Source organism: Enterobacter cloacae complex sp. SHL012, assembly GCF_049237505.1.
In the GTDB taxonomy this organism is placed as follows: Bacteria; Pseudomonadota; Gammaproteobacteria; order Enterobacterales; family Enterobacteriaceae; genus Enterobacter; species Enterobacter kobei.
The window spans coordinates 593,013-611,527 of the sequence record NZ_JBMKIZ010000003.1 but is presented as its reverse complement, the minus strand read 5'-3'; the positions used below and the strand labels follow the sequence as shown (position 1 = coordinate 611,527).

Genomic DNA, 18,515 nt, shown 5'->3' with positions numbered 1-18,515 from the left:
GAGCACACAATGGATAAATTTCGTGTACAGGGGCCAACGCGTCTCCAGGGCGAAGTCACAATTTCTGGCGCGAAAAACGCCGCGCTGCCAATCCTCTTTGCTGCGCTGCTCGCGGAGGAGCCGGTAGAAATTCAGAACGTACCGAAGCTGAAAGATATCGACACCACCATGAAGCTGCTCACCCAGCTGGGCACGAAAGTTGAGCGTAACGGTTCCGTCTGGATCGATGCCAGCAACGTGAACAACTTCTCTGCGCCTTACGATCTGGTGAAAACCATGCGTGCATCCATCTGGGCGCTTGGCCCGCTGGTGGCGCGTTTTGGTCAGGGTCAGGTTTCACTGCCGGGCGGTTGCGCCATCGGTGCGCGTCCGGTTGATCTGCATATCTATGGTCTGGAGAAACTGGGCGCTGAGATCAAGCTGGAAGAAGGTTACGTTAAAGCCTCCGTCAACGGTCGTCTGAAAGGCGCGCACATTGTCATGGACAAAGTGAGCGTGGGCGCAACCGTCACCATCATGTCTGCGGCAACGCTGGCAGACGGCACGACCATCATCGAAAACGCCGCGCGTGAACCTGAGATTGTGGATACTGCCAACTTCCTCGTGGCGCTGGGGGCGAAGATCTCCGGCCAGGGTACTGACCGTATCACCATCGAAGGCGTTGAGCGTCTGGGCGGCGGTGTGTATCGTGTTCTGCCCGACCGTATCGAAACCGGCACCTTCCTGGTGGCCGCAGCGATCTCTGGCGGTAAGATTGTTTGTCGCAACGCGCAGCCTGATACCCTGGATGCGGTGCTGGCGAAACTGCGTGATGCAGGCGCGGATATCGAAATCGGCGAAGACTGGATCAGCCTCGATATGCACGGTCAGCGTCCAAAAGCGGTCAATGTACGTACGGCGCCGCATCCGGCGTTCCCAACGGACATGCAGGCGCAGTTCACCCTGTTGAACCTGGTTGCCGAAGGGACAGGCTTCATCACAGAGACCATTTTCGAGAACCGCTTTATGCACGTACCGGAACTGATCCGTATGGGTGCGCATGCTGAGATCGAGAGCAATACCGTGATTTGCCACGGCGTGGAGAAACTGTCAGGTGCTCAGGTGATGGCAACCGATCTGCGTGCGTCTGCAAGCCTGGTGCTGGCGGGGTGTATTGCGGAAGGTACTACGGTGGTGGATCGTATTTACCACATCGATCGTGGTTATGAGCGTATCGAAGACAAACTGCGCGCGCTGGGTGCCAATATCGAGCGTGTGAAGGGCGAGTAATCGTTCCGGCAGCCCCCTGCCAGAGATGACCGGGGGGTTGCTGTTCCTGCTAAAAAGCGCGTTATTCCTGTGGTTCTTTCTTTAACTTTCTCTGGCGCATCATGCGCGTTCTGTCGATGAATTCATGGGTAATGGGATCGTGGTAGCGCGAGGGCCAGATCACCCACGGGTGCGTTTCCAGCGCCGTCGCGATAATTAATTCTCCCTTTGGCCAGGGGCGGGTCAGGGCGTTGGCCAGGGTGGAAGAACTCAGACCATGGCGGCGGGACTCTGCTGCCAGTGACGTCCCTCTTTTGCGCAGTGCCGCAATGATATCTGCCGTATGCCAGTCGATAAATTTCGTATCCATAACGCTGTCCTTAAGTGCGGATTCACCTACGCCGTTTCTTCTGAAACGACTGGCTTACTATACCCATTTCAAACTCTTGTTCTAAAAAGTTCGCGTTACTTGAAGGGATATTCAGAATAAGACATGCCTTTATTCATGCGGTCTCTAAACCGATGAATTTACATGAATACGGAATTTACTGGGGTGTTTTAGAACCTCCCCGCGATGGAAACGGGGAGGCGTGAAAGGATTAACGATCGCGTTGAACAGCGATGTGGGCAAGGCCAATAAGGGCATCACGCCACGGGCTGTCTGGAATAACCTGAAGGGCAGCGATGGCTTTATCAGCCTCTTCTTCGGCACGCTGACGCGTCCATTCCAGTGAACCGCAGATCGCCATAGTTTCCAGTACCGGTTCCAGAAGATGGCGACCATTTCCCTGTTCGATCGCCTCACGGATCATTTTCGCCTGATCTGCAGTTCCGTTGCGCATCGCATGGAGCAGCGGCAGGGTCGGTTTGCCTTCGTTCAGGTCATCGCCCACGTTTTTGCCGAGCGTTTCGCCGTCCGCACTGTAGTCCAGCAAATCATCAATTAGCTGGAAGGCTGTCCCCAGATAGCGACCATAGTCCTGGAGCCCTTTTTCCTGAGCCTCAGAACAGCCAGCCAGGATGCCGGAGCACTGCGCGGCCGCTTCAAACAGGCGTGCTGTTTTGCTGTAGATGACGCGCATGTAGTTTTCTTCAGTGATATCCGGATCGTTGACGTTCATCAGCTGCAGCACTTCGCCTTCAGCGATGACGTTTACGGCTTCTGACATCACTTCCAGCACTTTCAGCGAGCCCAGGCTGGTCATCATCTGGAAGGCGCGGGTATAGATAAAATCCCCGACCAGAACGCTGGCGGCATTACCGAAGGCGGCATTGGCCGTGGCCTTACCGCGACGCATATCGGATTCATCCACAACATCGTCATGCAGAAGCGTCGCTGTGTGAATAAATTCGATCAGTGCGGCGATCGTGACGTGGGCATTTCCCTGATAGCCAACGGCTCTGGCTGCCAGAATGGCAATCATCGGGCGAATGCGTTTACCGCCGCCGCTGACAATGTAATAGCCCAACTGATTGATCAACTGAACGTCAGAGTTGAGTTGCTCCAGGATTGCTGCATTCACACCCGCCATATCTTGCGCGGTTAACTCATTGATTTTTTCTAAATTCATCGCAAAAGCCGGGCTTTTCATCCTGTTGATCCCATCTTCAATGGGGTAACGAAGGGTTTCGGTTTATCAATAGTAGTGCTGATTGTACTGAAAAAACGGCTCAGATAAACGTTACCGTACGTGTTGTGTTTTTTTTCTTCATGTATTGATGGTAGCACTTGTCAAAGGCTCGCGTTTTGCGTAATATTCGCGCCCTATTGTGAATATTTATAGCGCACTCTGAATCATACGAGGATGTGCGCGGAAGCGGAGTTTATATGTACGCGGTTTTCCAAAGTGGTGGTAAACAACACCGAGTAAGCGAAGGTCAGACCGTTCGCCTGGAAAAGCTGGACATCGCAACTGGCGAATCTGTTGAGTTCGCAGAAGTTCTGATGATCGCAAACGGTGAAGAAGTCAAAATCGGCGTTCCTTTCGTTGATGGCGGCGTTATCAAAGCTGAAGTTGTTGCTCACGGTCGTGGCGAGAAAGTTAAAATCGTTAAGTTTCGTCGTCGTAAACACTACCGTAAGCAGCAGGGCCACCGTCAGTGGTTCACTGATGTGAAAATTACTGGCATCAGCGCCTAAGACCTGAGGAGAGATTTAAATGGCACATAAAAAGGCTGGCGGCTCCACACGTAACGGTCGCGATTCAGAAGCTAAACGCCTGGGCGTTAAGCGTTTCGGTGGCGAATCCGTTCTGGCGGGTAGCATCATTGTTCGTCAACGTGGTACCAAATTCCACGCTGGCAACAACGTAGGTTGCGGTCGTGACCACACTCTGTTTGCTAAAGCAGACGGTAAAGTGAAATTTGAAGTTAAAGGCCCGAACAACCGTAAATACATCAGCATCGTTGCTGAGTAAGGTTTTCTCGGTCCGGTAACGGATTAAAGCCCCGCAACGTGTTGCGGGGCTTTTTACATTGGAAACCCGGAAAATTTTCTGTAGGGAAAACGGGCATGAAGCAGCAGGCCGGCATTGGTATTCTTTTGGCGCTCACGACCGCAATGTGCTGGGGTGCGCTGCCAATTGCAATGAAGCAAGTACTGGAAGTGATGGAGCCGCCTACGGTGGTCTTTTATCGCTTTCTGATGGCAAGCATCGGCCTCGGCGCCATTCTGGCTATCAAAGGTAAGCTTCCGCCTTTGCGACTTTTCCGCAAACCGCGCTGGCTGGTGCTGCTGGCTATCGCGACGGGCGGTCTGTTTGGTAACTTCATCCTGTTCAGCTCTTCTCTGCAGTATCTTAGCCCTACAGCGTCACAGGTGATTGGTCAGCTTTCACCTGTGGGCATGATGGTCGCCAGCGTGTTTATCCTCAAGGAGAAGATGCGTGGGACGCAGATTATCGGGGCGAGCATGTTGCTGTGTGGTCTGGTGATGTTCTTTAACACCAGCCTGATCGAAATTTTTACCCGCCTGACGGATTACACCTGGGGTGTGATTTTTGGTGTGGGAGCAGCTACGGTCTGGGTAAGCTATGGCGTCGCGCAAAAGGTGTTATTGCGGCGCCTGGCCTCACAGCAGATCCTTTTTTTGCTGTACACTTTATGTACAGTTGCATTATTGCCGTTAGCAAAGCTGGGTGTCATTACCCAGCTGAGCGACTGGCAGCTGGCGTGCCTCATTTTTTGTGGGCTTAACACGCTGGTTGGTTATGGCGCGCTTGCTGAAGCAATGGCGCGCTGGCAGGCAGCACAGGTTAGCGCATTGATCACGCTGACTCCGCTGTTTACCCTGTTATTTTCAGATTTGTTATCAATGGCCTGGCCCGATGTCTTCGTCAGACCGATGCTCAACCTGTTGGGCTATCTCGGTGCGTTTGTCGTGGTTGCGGGCGCGATGTATTCCGCCATTGGTCATCGTCTTTGGGGACGTTGGCGCAAAAATGAAGCGGTCCCCGCTCAGGCGAATGAGTTACGGAGAGTAAAATGAAGTTTGTTGATGAAGCAACGATCCTGGTTGTGGCTGGTGATGGCGGCAACGGTTGCGTGAGCTTCCGCCGTGAAAAATATATTCCTCGAGGTGGCCCGGATGGCGGCGACGGCGGGGATGGTGGTGATGTGTGGCTGGAGGCGGATGAGAACCTCAACACGCTGATCGACTACCGTTTCGAAAAATCCTTCCGCGCTGAACGTGGTCAGAACGGTCAGAGCCGCGACTGTACCGGTAAACGCGGTAAAGACGTGACCATTAAAGTGCCGGTTGGTACGCGCGTGATTGACCAGGGCACCGGTGAAACCATGGGTGACATGACCAAACACGGTCAGCGCCTGATGGTTGCAAAAGGCGGCTGGCACGGTCTGGGCAATAGCCGCTTCAAATCGTCCGTTAACCGTACTCCGCGGCAGAAAACGATGGGTACGCCGGGCGATAAGCGCGATCTGCAGCTGGAGCTGATGCTCCTGGCAGACGTGGGCATGCTGGGTATGCCAAATGCCGGTAAATCGACCTTTATTCGCGCGGTTTCTGCGGCGAAACCAAAAGTGGCGGACTATCCGTTTACCACGCTGGTACCGAGCCTGGGTGTTGTCCGTATGGATAACGAGAAGAGCTTCGTTGTTGCTGACATCCCGGGTCTGATCGAAGGTGCAGCGGAAGGTGCCGGTCTCGGCATTCGCTTCCTGAAACACCTTGAGCGTTGCCGCGTACTGCTGCACCTCATTGATATCGATCCTATTGATGGTTCCGATCCGGTTGAAAATGCCCGGATCATCATCGGTGAGCTGGAAAAATACAGCGAAAAACTGGCGTCTAAACCGCGCTGGCTGGTCTTCAACAAGATCGACCTGATGGATAAAGCGGAAGCGGAAGCGAAAGCTAAAGCGATTGCTGAAGCGATGGGCTGGGAAGATAAATACTACCTGATCTCCGCGGCAAGCCAGGTTGGCGTGAAAGACCTCTGCTGGGATGTGATGACCTTTATCATCGAAAACCCGGTCGTTCAGGCTGAAGAAGCGAAACAGCCAGAAAAAGTCGAATTCATGTGGGATGACTACCACCGTCAGCAGCTTGAAGAGCTGGAAGCGGAAGAGGAAGACGACTGGGACGATGACTGGGATGAAGACGACGAAGAAGGTGTCGAGTTCATCTACAAGCACTGATATCTGTCTAAGGCCCCCATTCCGGGGGCTTTTTTTATTCCAGCGTTGAGGGGAGCCAGCAGCTTGCTATCAGGCCGCCTTCAGCACCGTTCTCCAGCGCTAGCTTACCGCGGTGGAGTTGCAGGATACGCTGTACGATACTCAGGCCCAGGCCGCTACCGCCGTAGCGCTGATCGAGCCGACGGAACGGCTCGGTGATCGACTGTCGATGTGCTTCATCGATGCCGGGCCCCTGATCGCTCACGCTGACCAGCGTACCTCCCGCAACCTCGGTTAGTGCCACGGTGATTGTTGTGCCTGGTGGACTGTAACGTCCGGCATTTTCCAGCAGGTTACGCAGCATCAGTCGCAAAAGCACCGCGTCACCCTGCACCGTAAGGGTGCTTTTGGCCGGCCATATCACCGTATGTTCTTTGGCTTCATGCTCAAGACCAAGGGGCGTGATGATCGTGTCCGTCCAGTTGATGGTCTCATAGTGACCGCTCGCCATCGCCTGTCCGGCACGGGCCAGCATCAGCAGTTGTTCAACGGTATGCATGAGCTGATCGATACGGCTGATTAACGTTGTCGCCTGCGGAGAGCCTGACTGCGCCATCAGCTCCAGATGAAGCCGGATCCCGGCCAGTGGCGTTCGCAGTTCGTGGGCGGCGTCTGCGGTGAAGAGACGCTCCTGCTGAATGGTACTGTCCAGCCTGGCGAGTAGCTGGTTGAGAGAGGTGGTAACGGCGCCTATTTCTTCCATGTCGGAATACATAGGCAGCGGCGTTAAGTTATCCGCCGAACGGTTAGCGAGGCTGTCGCGGAGTTTATTCAGAGGCCGGGTTATCCAGGTGACCGCCCAGAATGAAAACAGCAGAGTGAAACTGACCATCACCAGGGAAGGGACCAGAAGAGATGCAATCGCCTCGCGGATCTCTTTTTCGACATGGTTATTGCGGGCTTTTGCAGACAGCGTTTCATTCACCAGAAAGCCAATCTGCTCACGACTTTCATGCCACAACCAAATCACGCTTATCAGCTGGAAAAATAACAGAATGACCGCCAGCAACACCATTAATCGCCGACGCATGCTGTTCATTTCTGGCTCTCCAGACGATAGCCAACGCCGCGGACGGTTTTTATCCGGTCTTTGCCAAGCTTGCGACGCAGGTTATGGATGTGGACTTCCAGGGTGTTAGAGCCGGGATCGTCCTGCCAGGAGTAAATGTCCTGTTGCAGCGTTTCACGGTGCACCGTTTGCCCGCTGCGCATGATCAGGCGGGTCAGGAGGGCGAACTCTTTTGGGGTCACTTCAACGGGCTGGGACTGACGCAGTACCTGCTGGGTTTGCAGATTGAGCGTGATGTCGCCGTCCGTCAGCAGATTATCGCTGTGCCCCTGATAGCGCCGGATAAGCGCCCGCACGCGGGCCTGAAGTTCTGCGAGCGCAAAGGGCTTCACCAGATAGTCATCTGCGCCAGCATCGAGACCGGTAATACGATCTTCAATCGCATCGCGTGCCGTCAGGATCAACACCGGGTTAGCGATGCCGCGCCGACGCCATTGGGTGAGCAGCGTCGCGCCGTCTTTGTCCGGCAAACCCAAATCGAGGATCACCAGACTGTACTCGCCGCTCTGGATCAGGGAATCCGCCTCTGCCGCGGTACCGGCACAATCCAGAGCATATCCTTCGTTGGCAAGCCCCAGCGCGAGTCCTTCCTGCAATAACAGATCATCTTCAACTATGAGTAGTTTCATCGCTAGTTATTCTGATAAATGTCTTTATAAAGCCTGCTTTCGAAGCGAACCAGCGGAATACGACGGTTGCGCTGATCGGTCGGTTCGACGGCATAGCCGGAAAGATACTGTACGAAGGCCATGCGTTGTCCGCTGGCTGTCGTGATGAACCCTGCAAGATTGTAAACGCCCTGCAGTGAACCTGTTTTAGCGGATACTTTGCCATCTACGCCGGCCGCGTGAAGCCCGGCGCGATACTGCAGAGAACCGTCATGCCCGGCAAGCGGCAGCATTGAAATAAAGTTTAGCTCAGAGTCATGTTGTGCAATGTACTGAAGCACGTGCATCATGGTTGCCGGTGCGATCAAATTATGACGCGATAATCCGGAACCATCGACAGCAATGGTATTACCCAGATCGATTCCCGCCTGTTGGCGCAGGATCTGGCGCACAGCGTCTGAGCCCGCGCGCCAGGTTCCCGGCACGCCAAAACGCGCGTGGCCGATCATGCGGAACACCGTATCAGCAATCATGTTGTCAGACTTTTTCAGCATAATTCGCAGCAAATCGTGCAGCGGAGGCGACTGTTTGCTGGCGATGACCGTTCCGGGCTGGTTGACCTGCGTCTGGCGGAGCAGCGTACCGGAGTAGCTAATACCTGCCTGCTTCAGTTCATCCTTCAGAATGGCGCCCGCGTAGCTCGCGCCATCTTGTATCGCAAAGGCCAGCGGCAGGGGATCGGCGCGCTGGGTCAGACAGCCGGTGAGCGTGAAACGGTTAAGATCGCCAGGCACCACGTCCAGTTCGCAATACTGGGCATCCGGGGAGCCTTTGGCCAGCGTACGCACCTGGCTAAACATGGTCACCGGGTAGTAGGATGCCACGCGGATAAACGCTAAATCATCCGGTTTGGGCGCGCTGTAAAGGGAAATTGAAAAGCAGTTGCGGTCAACAATCGCGGCGGCGGGTGGTGCGCTAAAGCATTGCGTCATGTCGTTCCACGGCCAGCCTGGCGCTTTATCATGGCTGGCAAAAATCGAGGTGTCGATCAGCACGTTACCCTCGATTTTCGTCACACCGGATTTTTTCAGCACCGCCACCATATTGCGGATATCCTGGCGCTTAAAGGTCGGATCGCCGCCAAAACGGGCGATAAGATCGCCTTTCAGCACACCGCCGTCAATGTTGCCTTTGCTCTCAAGCGTGGTGGTAAAACGAAAGTCAGGGCCGAGCTGAAGCAGCGCGGCGAGGGCAGTGATCACCTTTTGGGTACTGGCAGGCAGCGCCATCTGTTGACTGTGATAGTCAATCTCTGGCGTCTGCGCCCCGACCTTCTGCACCATCAATGCAAGGTTAGCACCTGCGGGTAGCTGATTAATGTACTCATCAACATTCGCGGCCTGAACGCTGAACGCTATACTGGTAGTCAATCCGATGATAAATCTGGAAAATCGCATAATCTCGCGCTAACAACCCGAAAACAAACCGTCATACTACGGTGCATAGCACTGCAAAGTAAACGATGACCCATAGTGAACTTCGCGGTAAAATGCGTATCAAATTGAAAAATTGCTGCTGACCTGGGGCGTTGCTCCCGGGTCGGTTTTCTTTTTGCTTCTTGCCCGCTTAGGGGGGCAGGGGCAGGGAACACTGCTCCCAACAGGAATGTTTAAGAGGTATAACAAATGCAAGCTATTCCGATGACCTTACGTGGTGCCGAAAAACTGCGCAAAGAGCTGGATTTCCTGAAATCCGTTCGTCGCCCTGAAATTATCGCCGCTATCGCGGATGCGCGTGAGCATGGCGACCTGAAGGAGAACGCTGAATACCACGCGGCGCGTGAGCAGCAGGGCTTCTGTGAAGGACGTATCAAAGATATCGAAGCAAAACTGTCCAATGCGCAGGTTATCGATATCACCAAGATGCCTAACAATGGGCGCGTGATCTTTGGTTCAACCGTGACCGTGCTGAACCTGGACAACGACGAAGAGCAGACCTATCGCATCGTGGGTGATGATGAAGCAGACTTCAAACAGAACCTGATTTCCGTGAACTCTCCGATTGCTCGCGGCCTGATTGGCAAAGAGCAGGATGATGTTGTTACCATTCGCACGCCTGGCGGTGAAGTGGAATACGAAATTATCAAGGTTGAATACCTGTAATTCGCATCTCTGGTAAGATGTTGATACATTGTAAAGAAAAGAAAAAGGCCGCATAGCGGCCTTTTATCAACTCAAGGAGCATGGCATTTTTGCTCGCCTGCTGACAGAAATCCCTCGTTTCACACAGAAAATGTGTTTGATTCAGGATATCCTTAGCGTGGCAGCGAGATTTTACGCTCTTTAGATGGGCGGTAGAGCACCAGCGTTTTACCGATGACCTGTACATTACAGGCGCCGGTTTCGCGCACGATGGCTTCCACGATCAGGTTTTTAGTGTCTCTGTCTTCAGAGGCGATTTTCACCTTGATCAGCTCGTGGTGTTCCAGCGCTTGTTCAATCTCGGCAAGCACCCCTTCGGTCAAACCATTGTTGCCAAGCATCACTACAGGCTTGAGCGGATGTGCCAGACCTTTAAGGTGCTGTTTTTGTTTAGTACTCAGATTCATCGTATATTTTTGCTTACGTTGGGATTGAAAACGGTTCATTCTACCGCCATCTCCCTTATATCGCCAAATAGCTGCGTAGAAATTTACGTCACAGGCAAGTAACGATGAACCAGGACGGAAATGTTAAATGACAGGTAAAAAGCGTTCTGCCAGCTCCAGCCGCTGGCTTCAGGAACACTTTAGCGATAAATATGTTCAACAGGCGCAGAAAAAGGGGTTGCGTTCCCGTGCCTGGTTTAAACTTGATGAAATACAGCAAAGTGACAAACTTTTTAAGCCGGGGATGACGGTTGTTGACCTCGGTGCGGCACCTGGCGGATGGTCCCAGTATGCGGTAACGCAGATCGGCGGAACGGGCCGAATCATCGCGTGCGATCTTTTACCAATGGATCCTATCGTCGGTGTCGACTTCCTTCAGGGCGACTTTCGTGATGAATTAGTGCTTAAAGCGTTACTTGATCGTGTAGGTGACAGTAAGGTCCAGGTTGTCATGTCAGATATGGCACCAAATATGTGTGGAACACCGGCGGTGGATATCCCCCGCGCCATGTATCTGGTGGAGCTAGCGTTAGAAATGTGTCGTGATGTACTAGCGCCTGGTGGTAGTTTTGTTGTGAAGGTGTTTCAGGGCGAAGGTTTCGAGGAGTATCTTAAGGAAATTCGCTCCCTGTTTGCGAAGGTCAAAGTTCGTAAGCCGGACTCTTCCCGGGCCCGTTCCCGCGAAGTGTATATTGTAGCGACCGGGCGAAAATGATAACCGGTAGATTTCAGGCGAAAGTTTGAATGAAACTGGATATAGAGTATCCTGACGCTGTTTTTAACACAGTTGTAATATGAGGTTAATCCCTTGAGTGACATGGCGAAAAACCTAATACTCTGGCTGGTCATTGCCGTTGTGCTGATGTCAGTATTCCAGAGCTTTGGGCCCAGCGAGTCGAATGGCCGCAAGGTGGATTATTCTACCTTCCTGCAGGAGGTCAATCAGGACCAGGTTCGCGAAGCGCGTATCAACGGACGTGAGATCAACGTTACCAAGAAAGATAGTAACCGTTACACGACTTACATCCCGGTGAACGATCCTAAGCTGCTTGATAACCTTCTGACCAAAAACGTCAAAGTGGTAGGCGAGCCGCCAGAAGAACCAAGCCTGTTGGCTTCAATCTTCATTTCCTGGTTCCCGATGCTGCTTCTCATCGGCGTCTGGATCTTCTTTATGCGCCAGATGCAGGGCGGCGGTGGCAAAGGTGCCATGTCGTTCGGTAAGAGCAAGGCGCGTATGCTGACGGAAGACCAGATTAAGACTACGTTCGCTGACGTTGCAGGTTGTGACGAAGCGAAAGAAGAAGTCGGTGAACTGGTTGAATACCTGCGCGAGCCGAGCCGTTTCCAGAAACTGGGCGGTAAGATCCCGAAAGGCGTGCTGATGGTCGGCCCTCCGGGTACCGGTAAAACCCTGCTGGCGAAAGCTATCGCAGGTGAAGCGAAGGTGCCGTTCTTTACTATTTCAGGTTCTGACTTCGTCGAAATGTTCGTGGGTGTCGGTGCATCTCGTGTGCGTGACATGTTCGAGCAGGCTAAGAAGGCAGCACCATGCATTATCTTCATCGATGAAATCGACGCCGTAGGCCGCCAGCGTGGCGCGGGCCTGGGCGGTGGTCACGATGAACGTGAACAGACTCTGAACCAGATGCTGGTTGAGATGGACGGCTTCGAAGGTAACGAAGGTATTATCGTTATCGCCGCAACTAACCGTCCGGACGTACTTGACCCGGCGCTGCTGCGTCCAGGCCGTTTCGACCGTCAGGTTGTGGTCGGTCTGCCAGATGTTCGTGGTCGTGAACAGATTCTGAAAGTGCACATGCGTCGCGTACCGCTGGCGCCAGATATCGACGCGGCAATTATTGCGCGTGGTACCCCGGGCTTCTCCGGTGCGGATCTGGCTAACCTGGTCAACGAAGCTGCTCTGTTCGCCGCTCGCGGTAACAAGCGCGTGGTGTCCATGGTGGAGTTCGAGAAAGCGAAAGACAAAATCATGATGGGTGCGGAACGTCGCTCCATGGTGATGACGGAAGCGCAGAAAGAGTCCACGGCATATCACGAAGCCGGTCACGCGATTATTGGCCGCCTGGTACCGGAGCACGATCCGGTACACAAAGTGACGATTATTCCGCGCGGTCGTGCGCTGGGTGTGACCTTCTTCCTGCCTGAAGGCGACGCGATCAGCGCCAGCCGTCAGAAACTGGAAAGCCAGATTTCAACCCTGTACGGTGGTCGTCTGGCGGAAGAGATCATATACGGGCCGGAACATGTTTCTACCGGTGCGTCGAACGACATTAAAGTGGCGACAAACCTGGCACGTAACATGGTCACTCAGTGGGGCTTCTCCGACAAACTCGGTCCGCTGCTTTATGCAGAGGAAGAGGGTGAAGTATTCCTGGGCCGCTCCGTGGCAAAAGCGAAACATATGTCCGATGAGACGGCTCGTATCATCGACCAGGAAGTGAAAGCGCTGATTGAACGTAACTACGGTCGCGCGCGTCAGATCCTGAACGACAATATGGACATCCTGCATTCGATGAAAGATGCGCTCATGAAATATGAGACCATCGATGCACCGCAGATTGACGACCTGATGGCTCGCCGCGAAGTGCGTCCGCCAGCAGGCTGGGAAGACCCAGGTGCTTCCAACAATTCTGACAACAATGGCACCCCGCGTGCGCCGCGTCCGGTCGATGAACCGCGTACGCCGAACCCGGGCAACACCATGTCAGAACAGTTGGGCGACAAGTAAGTCACTGCTGTTGAAGCGTTTGTCTGTATCTCAAACCCTGGAGCTTGCTCCGGGGTTTTTCTTTTTCATTTAACCATATTGATACCAGGGATTTAGCCATGAAACTCTTCGCCCAGGACTCGCATCTCGATCTCTCACATCCTCATGTGATGGGTATCCTGAATGTTACCCCTGACTCCTTCTCTGACGGCGGCACGCACAACACGCTTATCGACGCGGTTAAGCACGCGAATTTAATGATCAACGCGGGTGCTACCATCATTGATGTCGGCGGTGAATCGACGCGCCCAGGGGCAGCGGATGTGTCGGTGGAAGAAGAGCTGGCGCGCGTGGTGCCGGTCGTTGAGGCAATCGCACAACGTTTTGAGGTATGGATCTCCGTCGATACCTCCAAAGCAGAAGTGATTCGTGAAGTGGCGAGAGTGGGTGCTCACATTATTAATGATATCCGCTCGCTGACTGAACCCGGTGCAATCGAAGCCGCTGCTGAGACAGGGTTACCTGTGTGCCTGATGCACATGCAGGGGCAGCCGAAAACCATGCAGGAGGCGCCGAAGTATGACGATGTCTTTGCTGATGTGAATCGCTTCTTTATTGAGCATATTGAACGCTGTGAGCGTGCAGGCATCCCAAAAGAGAAATTGCTGCTCGACCCGGGGTTCGGTTTCGGTAAAAATCTCTCCCACAACTATGCACTGCTTGCGCGCTTATCGGAATTCCATCACTTCGGCCTGCCGCTGCTGGTGGGGATGTCGAGAAAATCGATGATTGGCCAATTGCTTAACGTAGGGCCGAGCGAGCGCCTGAGTGGTAGTCTGGCCTGCGCGGTCATTGCGGCGATGCAAGGCGCGCATATTATTCGTGTCCATGACGTCAAAGAAACAGTAGAAGCCATGCGCGTGGTGGAAGCCACACTGGCAGCGAAGGAAAACAAACGCTATGAGTAATCGTAAATATTTTGGGACCGATGGTATCCGTGGGCGTGTCGGCGATGCGCCTATCACGCCTGATTTTGTCCTTAAGCTCGGCTGGGCTGCTGGCAAGGTACTCGCACGTCATGGCTCCCGTAAGATCATTATTGGTAAAGATACCCGTATTTCAGGTTATATGCTGGAATCGGCGCTGGAAGCCGGACTGGCAGCCGCGGGGCTGTCAGCTTCCTTTACTGGCCCAATGCCAACGCCGGCCGTTGCGTATCTGACCCGTACCTTCCGCGCGGAAGCGGGAATTGTGATTTCGGCCTCCCATAACCCGTTCTATGACAACGGCATCAAGTTCTTCTCCATTGATGGCACCAAGCTGCCGGATGAAGTGGAAGAAGCCATTGAAGCCGAAATGGAAAAAGAGATCACCTGCGTGGACTCCGCAGAGCTGGGTAAAGCAAACCGTATCGTCGATGCCGCGGGTCGCTATATTGAGTTTTGCAAAGGCACCTTCCCGAACGAACTGAGCCTTGCCCACCTTAAAATTGTGGTGGACTGCGCCAACGGTGCGACCTACCACATTGCGCCAAACGTATTCCGCGAGCTGGGCGCCAAAGTGATCACCATTGGCTGCGAGCCGGATGGTCTGAACATTAACGAGCAGGTTGGCGCGACGGACGTGCGTGCCCTGCAGGCGCGCGTGCTGGCAGAGAAGGCCGACCTGGGTATTGCGCTGGATGGCGACGGCGATCGCGTGATCATGGTCGACCACGAAGGCAACAAGGTTGATGGCGATCAGATCCTCTACATCATCGCCCGCGAAGGGCTGCGTCAGGGTCAACTGCGCGGTGGTGCCGTCGGCACGCTGATGAGCAACATGGGTCTGGAGCTGGCGCTGAAACAGCTGGGTATCCCGTTTGTTCGCGCGAAAGTGGGTGACCGTTACGTGCTGGAGAAGCTTCAGGAGAAAGGCTGGCGCATTGGCGCAGAAAACTCAGGCCACGTGATCCTGCTCGACAAAACCACCACCGGTGACGGCATCGTGGCTGCGCTTCAGGTCGTCGCAGCGATGGCCCGTAACCATATGAGCCTGCACGATCTCTGCAGCGGCATGAAAATGTTCCCGCAGATCCTGGTGAACGTGCGTTTCACGGCAGGTAAAGGCGATCCGCTGGAAAATGACAATGTGAAAGCGGTAATGGCTGACGTTGAAGCGGCGCTGGGAAGCCGTGGCCGCGTGCTGCTGCGTAAGTCCGGAACTGAACCACTGATTCGCGTTATGGTGGAAGGTGAGGATGAAGCGCAGGTGACTGAATTTGCCCACCGTATTGCTGATGCCGTTAAAGCTGCATAAACTTGCACGCTAACTGTTTAAAAAGGCGACTTTTGTCGCCTTTGTTTTAAGCAATTAATGGCTTTTTGCTGTTTTTTTCCGCAGTTGATACAATGGCTCAAAAATGCCCTTGCGAAGGCCATTCGCTTTGGTTAGTATTCACACCCGCTTCAGTGGGAAACAAAAATCCTGCTAATTGGTCGAAGCATTGGTATGCGGCAAATCCGCAAGGAACAGGTTGATTATGTACGAAGCTCTTTTAGTTATTTTCCTTATTGTAGCCATCGCTCTCGTAGCGCTGATTATGCTGCAGCAAGGTAAAGGCGCTGATATGGGAGCCTCCTTCGGAGCAGGCGCTTCCGGTACGCTGTTCGGTTCAAGTGGTTCTGCGAACTTCATGACCCGTACGACAGCGATTCTGGCTACGCTGTTCTTCATCATCAGTCTGGTGCTGGGCAATATCAACAGCAACAAGACCAGTAAAGGAAGCGAGTGGGAAAACCTGAGCGCGCCAGCGAAAACTGAGCAGACTCAGCCAGCTGCACCGGCGAAGCCAACCAGCGATATCCCGCAGTAAGTATTCCGTACCGAGGTGGTGGAATTGGTAGACACGCTACCTTGAGGTGGTAGTGCCCTAACGGGCTTGTGGGTTCGAGTCCCATCCTCGGTACCAATATTCCAGAAGAAAGACGTCGAATGACGTCTTTTTTTTCGTCTGTACTTTTTGTTTTCGTAGGCCCGGTAAGCGCAGCGCCACCGGGCAAAATGGCGGGTGGCTCTGCGCTTACCCGCCCTACAAAAGGGCATAAAAAAGGCACCCTAAGAGTGCCTTCTGCATTTCTGAATAGCGATTACTTCTTATCGCTGTGCTCCAGGTTTTCCACCTGCGGCAGGCCGTTACCGGAGCTTGCGGAGAGCAGACCATTCTCAACATAGTTGAACAGCTTTTCACGGGTATCGGTGATGTCCAGGTTACGCATGGTCAGCTGACCAATACGGTCATCTGGCGAGAACACCGACTCACCTTTCTCCATGGTCAGACGCTCTGCTTTATAGGTCAGGTTGTCAGACACGGTGTTCAGGATGGAGTAGTCGTTACCGCGACGCAGTTCCAGAGTGACCTCACCGGTAATGGCACTCGCCACCCAGCGCTGCAGCGCATCACGCAGCATCAGCGCCTGCGGATCGAACCAGCGACCCTGATACAGCAGTTTACCCAGCTGACGACCATGAGAGTGATACTGCTCAATGGTGTCTTCGTTGTGGATCCCGGTCAGCAGACGCTCGTAAGCGATATGCAGCAGCGCCATCCCCGGGGCTTCATAAATGCCACGGCTTTTCGCTTCGATAATACGGTTCTCAATCTGGTCGCTCATGCCCAGACCGTGACGGCCGCCAATGCGGTTTGCTTCCAGCATCAACTCTACGTCGTCAGAGAACGTTTTGCCGTTCAGGGCAACCGGATGACCACGTTCGAAACGCACGGTCACCTCTTCTGCCGCGATCTTCACGTTCTCATCCCAGAACTTCACGCCCATGATTGGGTTAACGATCTTCACGCTGGAGTTCAGGAATTCCAGGTCTTTCGCTTCGTGCGTTGCACCCAGCATGTTGGAGTCGGTAGAGTAGGCTTTCTCGACGGACATCTTGTAGTCAAAGCCGCAGGCAATCATAAACTCGGACATTTCATGACGGCCACCCAGCTCGTCGATGAAGTCGGTATCCAGCCAGGGTTTGTAGATCTGCAGCTCGGCGTTGGTCAGCAGGCCATAACGATAGAAACGTTCGATATCGTTACCTTTATAGGTGCTGCCGTCACCCCAGATGTTCACGCCATCTTCTTTCATCGCGGCAACCAGCATCGTGCCGGTAACGGCGCGACCCAGTGGAGTGGTGTTGAAATAGGTCAGACCGCCGGTGGTGTTATGGAACGCACCACACTGAATAGCCGCAATACCTTCTGCGACCAGTTGCTTACGGCAGTCAATCAGGCGCGCGTTTTCTGCGCCATACTCTTTCGCGCGACGAGGAATAGCATCGTAGTCGTCCTCATCCGGCTGACCCAGGTTCGCAGTATATGCATACGGAACCGCTCCCTTCTGGCGCATCCACAGCAGTGCAGCGCTGGTATCCAGGCCGCCTGAGAAAGCGATGCCAATACGTTGTCCTACCGGAAGATGCTTGAGAATCGTCGTCATAGAATAAAACCCTGCTTGATTGACTGATTAGAGACCGCTTTCGCTCTCTTGTGCATTTTTATGCAAAATAAGTGAGTATTCATTTAATCATCTTTTATCGAATACCGGAAGAGACTCGTGCGTTTTTTGTAAAAAATTTGGTCTGTTTCGTCTGATGGAAGTTGGGTTGACAGGTGGGGTCAACTATCAATATACTAAACGCCGATTTTACGTCCCGTCTTCGGTACCAAATCCCAGCATTATTTGCAAATTCTGTCCAAAACGCGTAGAATTTGCCACGTTTCAGGCGCGGGGTGGAGCAGCCTGGTAGCTCGTCGGGCTCATAACCCGAAGGTCGTCGGTTCAAATCCGGCCCCCGCAACCACTTTCCCATAAAGTTCTTTTTCAAATATACTGTGAAGACTCAGAGCCTTCGTAGCTGGATTTGAAAAAATTCTTTCGGAGAGTGCTCCAGGCCACAGTTGTGGCTATAGGGTTCAGTTATCTAAAGCCCCGATTTATCGGGGTTTTTTGTTATCTGACTACAGAATAACTGGGCTTTACGCCCTTTTTTTATGTCTTGGGGGTGGGCTTGTCCACATTAGAGCAAAAATTAACAGAGATGATTACTGCACCGGTCGAAGCACTGGGCTACGAACTGGTCGGCATCGAATTCGTTCGCGGCCGTACATCGACGCTGCGCATCTATATTGATAGTGAAGATGGCATCAATGTTGATGATTGTGCTGATGTCAGCCACCAGGTGAGTGCGGTTCTTGATGTTGAAGACCCAATTACCGTTGCGTACAACCTGGAAGTTTCCTCACCTGGCCTCGATCGTCCGATGTTCACGGCCGAGCACTATGTGCGCTTTACCGGTGAAGAAGTGGCTCTCGTTCTGCGTATGGCCGTACAGAACCGCCGTAAATGGCAGGGAATTATCAAAGCCGTTGATGGTGAAATGATCACGGTGACAGTCGAAGGCAAAGATGAAGTGTTCGCGCTGAGTAATATCCAGAAGGCGAACCTGGTTCCCCACTTTTAACAGTCTGGATTGAGGTGA

19 protein-coding genes and 2 tRNA genes are annotated in these 18,515 nt (G+C 53.5%); 14 read left to right on the top strand and 7 right to left on the bottom strand.

Annotation, left to right across the window (positions count from 1 at the left end; all coding sequences use genetic code 11):
• Positions 1-9 precede the first annotated feature (9 nt).
• On the top strand, positions 10-1,269 hold the full coding sequence (gene murA / locus ACOTY9_RS14090) for a UDP-N-acetylglucosamine 1-carboxyvinyltransferase (protein WP_032635434.1): 1,260 nt from the start codon (positions 10-12) through the stop codon (positions 1,267-1,269).
• A 61-nt stretch (positions 1,270-1,330) separates the two neighbouring features.
• Here murA and sfsB read toward each other — a convergent pair whose 3' ends face one another.
• Both sfsB and ispB read right to left on the bottom strand, forming a co-directional pair.
• The gene (sfsB, locus tag ACOTY9_RS14085) at positions 1,331-1,618 is read right to left on the bottom strand and encodes a DNA-binding transcriptional regulator SfsB (RefSeq protein ID WP_014885384.1); all 288 of its coding nucleotides are present in this window, start codon (positions 1,616-1,618) and stop codon (positions 1,331-1,333) included.
• A gap of 229 nt (positions 1,619-1,847) precedes the next feature.
• Entirely contained in the window at positions 1,848-2,819 is a 972-nt protein-coding gene (gene ispB, locus ACOTY9_RS14080) for an octaprenyl diphosphate synthase (protein WP_032629753.1), read from the bottom strand.
• A 257-nt stretch (positions 2,820-3,076) separates the two neighbouring features.
• Here ispB and rplU point away from each other — a divergent pair, with 257 nt between their 5' ends.
• The 4 genes from rplU to cgtA all read left to right on the top strand — a co-directional run bounded on the left by rplU (position 3,077) and on the right by cgtA (position 5,904).
• Positions 3,077-3,388 (top strand): 50S ribosomal protein L21, encoded by a 312-nt coding sequence (gene rplU, locus ACOTY9_RS14075; RefSeq protein ID WP_003025032.1) that lies wholly within the window; start codon positions 3,077-3,079, stop codon positions 3,386-3,388.
• A 19-nt stretch (positions 3,389-3,407) separates the two neighbouring features.
• Positions 3,408-3,665, top strand: coding sequence for a 50S ribosomal protein L27 (rpmA, locus tag ACOTY9_RS14070; protein WP_004385076.1), 258 nt, complete (start codon positions 3,408-3,410; stop codon positions 3,663-3,665).
• 95 nt (positions 3,666-3,760) lie between these two features.
• A complete protein-coding gene (locus tag ACOTY9_RS14065) occupies positions 3,761-4,735 on the top strand; it encodes a DMT family transporter (RefSeq protein WP_096217835.1) in 975 nt (324 codons plus the stop codon).
• Complete coding sequence (gene cgtA, locus ACOTY9_RS14060) at positions 4,732-5,904, top strand: Obg family GTPase CgtA (protein WP_014885381.1); 1,173 nt, start codon at positions 4,732-4,734, stop codon at positions 5,902-5,904. The genes ACOTY9_RS14065 and cgtA overlap by 4 nt, the downstream gene beginning before the upstream one ends.
• A 34-nt stretch (positions 5,905-5,938) precedes the next feature.
• Here cgtA and pmrB read toward each other — a convergent pair whose 3' ends face one another.
• From pmrB to dacB, 3 genes are read right to left on the bottom strand one after another with little or no spacing between them, the layout of a single operon-like run.
• Positions 5,939-6,982 (bottom strand): two-component system sensor histidine kinase PmrB, encoded by a 1,044-nt coding sequence (gene pmrB / locus ACOTY9_RS14055; protein WP_023331397.1) that lies wholly within the window; start codon positions 6,980-6,982, stop codon positions 5,939-5,941.
• The gene (gene pmrA / locus ACOTY9_RS14050) at positions 6,979-7,641 is read right to left on the bottom strand and encodes a two-component system response regulator PmrA (protein ID WP_014885379.1); all 663 of its coding nucleotides are present in this window, start codon (positions 7,639-7,641) and stop codon (positions 6,979-6,981) included. The genes pmrB and pmrA overlap by 4 nt, the downstream gene beginning before the upstream one ends.
• A gap of 2 nt (positions 7,642-7,643) precedes the next feature.
• A complete protein-coding gene (dacB, locus tag ACOTY9_RS14045) occupies positions 7,644-9,077 on the bottom strand; it encodes a serine-type D-Ala-D-Ala carboxypeptidase (RefSeq protein WP_348565944.1) in 1,434 nt (477 codons plus the stop codon).
• 228 nt (positions 9,078-9,305) lie between these two features.
• Here dacB and greA point away from each other — a divergent pair, with 228 nt between their 5' ends.
• On the top strand, positions 9,306-9,782 hold the full coding sequence (greA, locus tag ACOTY9_RS14040) for a transcription elongation factor GreA (RefSeq protein WP_421637371.1): 477 nt from the start codon (positions 9,306-9,308) through the stop codon (positions 9,780-9,782).
• Positions 9,783-9,934: 152 nt separating this feature from the next.
• Here greA and yhbY read toward each other — a convergent pair whose 3' ends face one another.
• Positions 9,935-10,228 (bottom strand): ribosome assembly RNA-binding protein YhbY, encoded by a 294-nt coding sequence (gene yhbY, locus ACOTY9_RS14035; protein ID WP_003861814.1) that lies wholly within the window; start codon positions 10,226-10,228, stop codon positions 9,935-9,937.
• A 127-nt stretch (positions 10,229-10,355) separates the two neighbouring features.
• Between yhbY and rlmE the strand changes: the two genes are divergently transcribed.
• The 6 genes from rlmE (at position 10,356) to ACOTY9_RS14005 (ending at position 15,948) form a co-directional block, all read left to right on the top strand.
• Complete coding sequence (rlmE, locus tag ACOTY9_RS14030) at positions 10,356-10,982, top strand: 23S rRNA (uridine(2552)-2'-O)-methyltransferase RlmE (protein ID WP_003861812.1); 627 nt, start codon at positions 10,356-10,358, stop codon at positions 10,980-10,982.
• A gap of 102 nt (positions 10,983-11,084) precedes the next feature.
• The gene (gene ftsH, locus ACOTY9_RS14025; protein WP_013098921.1) at positions 11,085-13,019 is read left to right on the top strand and encodes an ATP-dependent zinc metalloprotease FtsH; all 1,935 of its coding nucleotides are present in this window, start codon (positions 11,085-11,087) and stop codon (positions 13,017-13,019) included.
• Between the two features lie 98 nt (positions 13,020-13,117).
• Entirely contained in the window at positions 13,118-13,966 is an 849-nt protein-coding gene (folP, locus tag ACOTY9_RS14020) for a dihydropteroate synthase (RefSeq protein ID WP_096217837.1), read from the top strand.
• On the top strand, positions 13,959-15,296 hold the full coding sequence (gene glmM, locus ACOTY9_RS14015) for a phosphoglucosamine mutase (protein ID WP_014885376.1): 1,338 nt from the start codon (positions 13,959-13,961) through the stop codon (positions 15,294-15,296). The genes folP and glmM overlap by 8 nt, the downstream gene beginning before the upstream one ends.
• Positions 15,297-15,519: 223 nt before the next feature.
• Entirely contained in the window at positions 15,520-15,852 is a 333-nt protein-coding gene (secG, locus tag ACOTY9_RS14010; protein ID WP_003861803.1) for a preprotein translocase subunit SecG, read from the top strand.
• Between the two features lie 9 nt (positions 15,853-15,861).
• Positions 15,862-15,948, top strand: a tRNA-Leu gene (locus ACOTY9_RS14005).
• A gap of 178 nt (positions 15,949-16,126) precedes the next feature.
• On the opposite strand, the gene argG is transcribed toward ACOTY9_RS14005, so the two are convergent.
• Entirely contained in the window at positions 16,127-17,473 is a 1,347-nt protein-coding gene (argG, locus tag ACOTY9_RS14000; protein WP_014885375.1) for an argininosuccinate synthase, read from the bottom strand.
• Between the two features lie 287 nt (positions 17,474-17,760).
• On the opposite strand from argG, the gene ACOTY9_RS13995 reads away from it, so the two are divergent.
• Both ACOTY9_RS13995 and rimP read left to right on the top strand, forming a co-directional pair.
• Positions 17,761-17,837, top strand: a tRNA-Met gene (locus ACOTY9_RS13995).
• Between the two features lie 207 nt (positions 17,838-18,044).
• Positions 18,045-18,497: a ribosome maturation factor RimP gene (rimP, locus tag ACOTY9_RS13990; RefSeq protein ID WP_014833432.1), complete on the top strand. Its 453-nt coding sequence runs from the start codon at positions 18,045-18,047 to the stop codon at positions 18,495-18,497.
• Positions 18,498-18,515: the final 18 nt, after the last annotated feature.

Excerpts from the sequence above, each read along its gene's own strand:
- murA (WP_032635434.1), top strand. The coding sequence starts at position 10 with ATGGATAAATTTCGTGTACAGGGGCCAACGCGTCTCCAGGGCGAAGTC.
- sfsB (WP_014885384.1), bottom strand. The coding sequence starts at position 1,618 with ATGGATACGAAATTTATCGACTGGCATACGGCAGATATCATTGCGGCA.
- ispB (WP_032629753.1), bottom strand. The coding sequence starts at position 2,819 with ATGAATTTAGAAAAAATCAATGAGTTAACCGCGCAAGATATGGCGGGT.
- rplU (WP_003025032.1), top strand. The coding sequence starts at position 3,077 with ATGTACGCGGTTTTCCAAAGTGGTGGTAAACAACACCGAGTAAGCGAA.
- rpmA (WP_004385076.1), top strand. The coding sequence starts at position 3,408 with ATGGCACATAAAAAGGCTGGCGGCTCCACACGTAACGGTCGCGATTCA.
- ACOTY9_RS14065 (WP_096217835.1), top strand. The coding sequence starts at position 3,761 with ATGAAGCAGCAGGCCGGCATTGGTATTCTTTTGGCGCTCACGACCGCA.
- cgtA (WP_014885381.1), top strand. The coding sequence starts at position 4,732 with ATGAAGTTTGTTGATGAAGCAACGATCCTGGTTGTGGCTGGTGATGGC.
- pmrB (WP_023331397.1), bottom strand. The coding sequence starts at position 6,982 with ATGAACAGCATGCGTCGGCGATTAATGGTGTTGCTGGCGGTCATTCTG.
- pmrA (WP_014885379.1), bottom strand. The coding sequence starts at position 7,641 with ATGAAACTACTCATAGTTGAAGATGATCTGTTATTGCAGGAAGGACTC.
- dacB (WP_348565944.1), bottom strand. The coding sequence starts at position 9,077 with ATGCGATTTTCCAGATTTATCATCGGATTGACTACCAGTATAGCGTTC.
- greA (WP_421637371.1), top strand. The coding sequence starts at position 9,306 with ATGCAAGCTATTCCGATGACCTTACGTGGTGCCGAAAAACTGCGCAAA.
- yhbY (WP_003861814.1), bottom strand. The coding sequence starts at position 10,228 with ATGAATCTGAGTACTAAACAAAAACAGCACCTTAAAGGTCTGGCACAT.
- rlmE (WP_003861812.1), top strand. The coding sequence starts at position 10,356 with ATGACAGGTAAAAAGCGTTCTGCCAGCTCCAGCCGCTGGCTTCAGGAA.
- ftsH (WP_013098921.1), top strand. The coding sequence starts at position 11,085 with ATGGCGAAAAACCTAATACTCTGGCTGGTCATTGCCGTTGTGCTGATG.
- folP (WP_096217837.1), top strand. The coding sequence starts at position 13,118 with ATGAAACTCTTCGCCCAGGACTCGCATCTCGATCTCTCACATCCTCAT.
- glmM (WP_014885376.1), top strand. The coding sequence starts at position 13,959 with ATGAGTAATCGTAAATATTTTGGGACCGATGGTATCCGTGGGCGTGTC.
- secG (WP_003861803.1), top strand. The coding sequence starts at position 15,520 with ATGTACGAAGCTCTTTTAGTTATTTTCCTTATTGTAGCCATCGCTCTC.
- argG (WP_014885375.1), bottom strand. The coding sequence starts at position 17,473 with ATGACGACGATTCTCAAGCATCTTCCGGTAGGACAACGTATTGGCATC.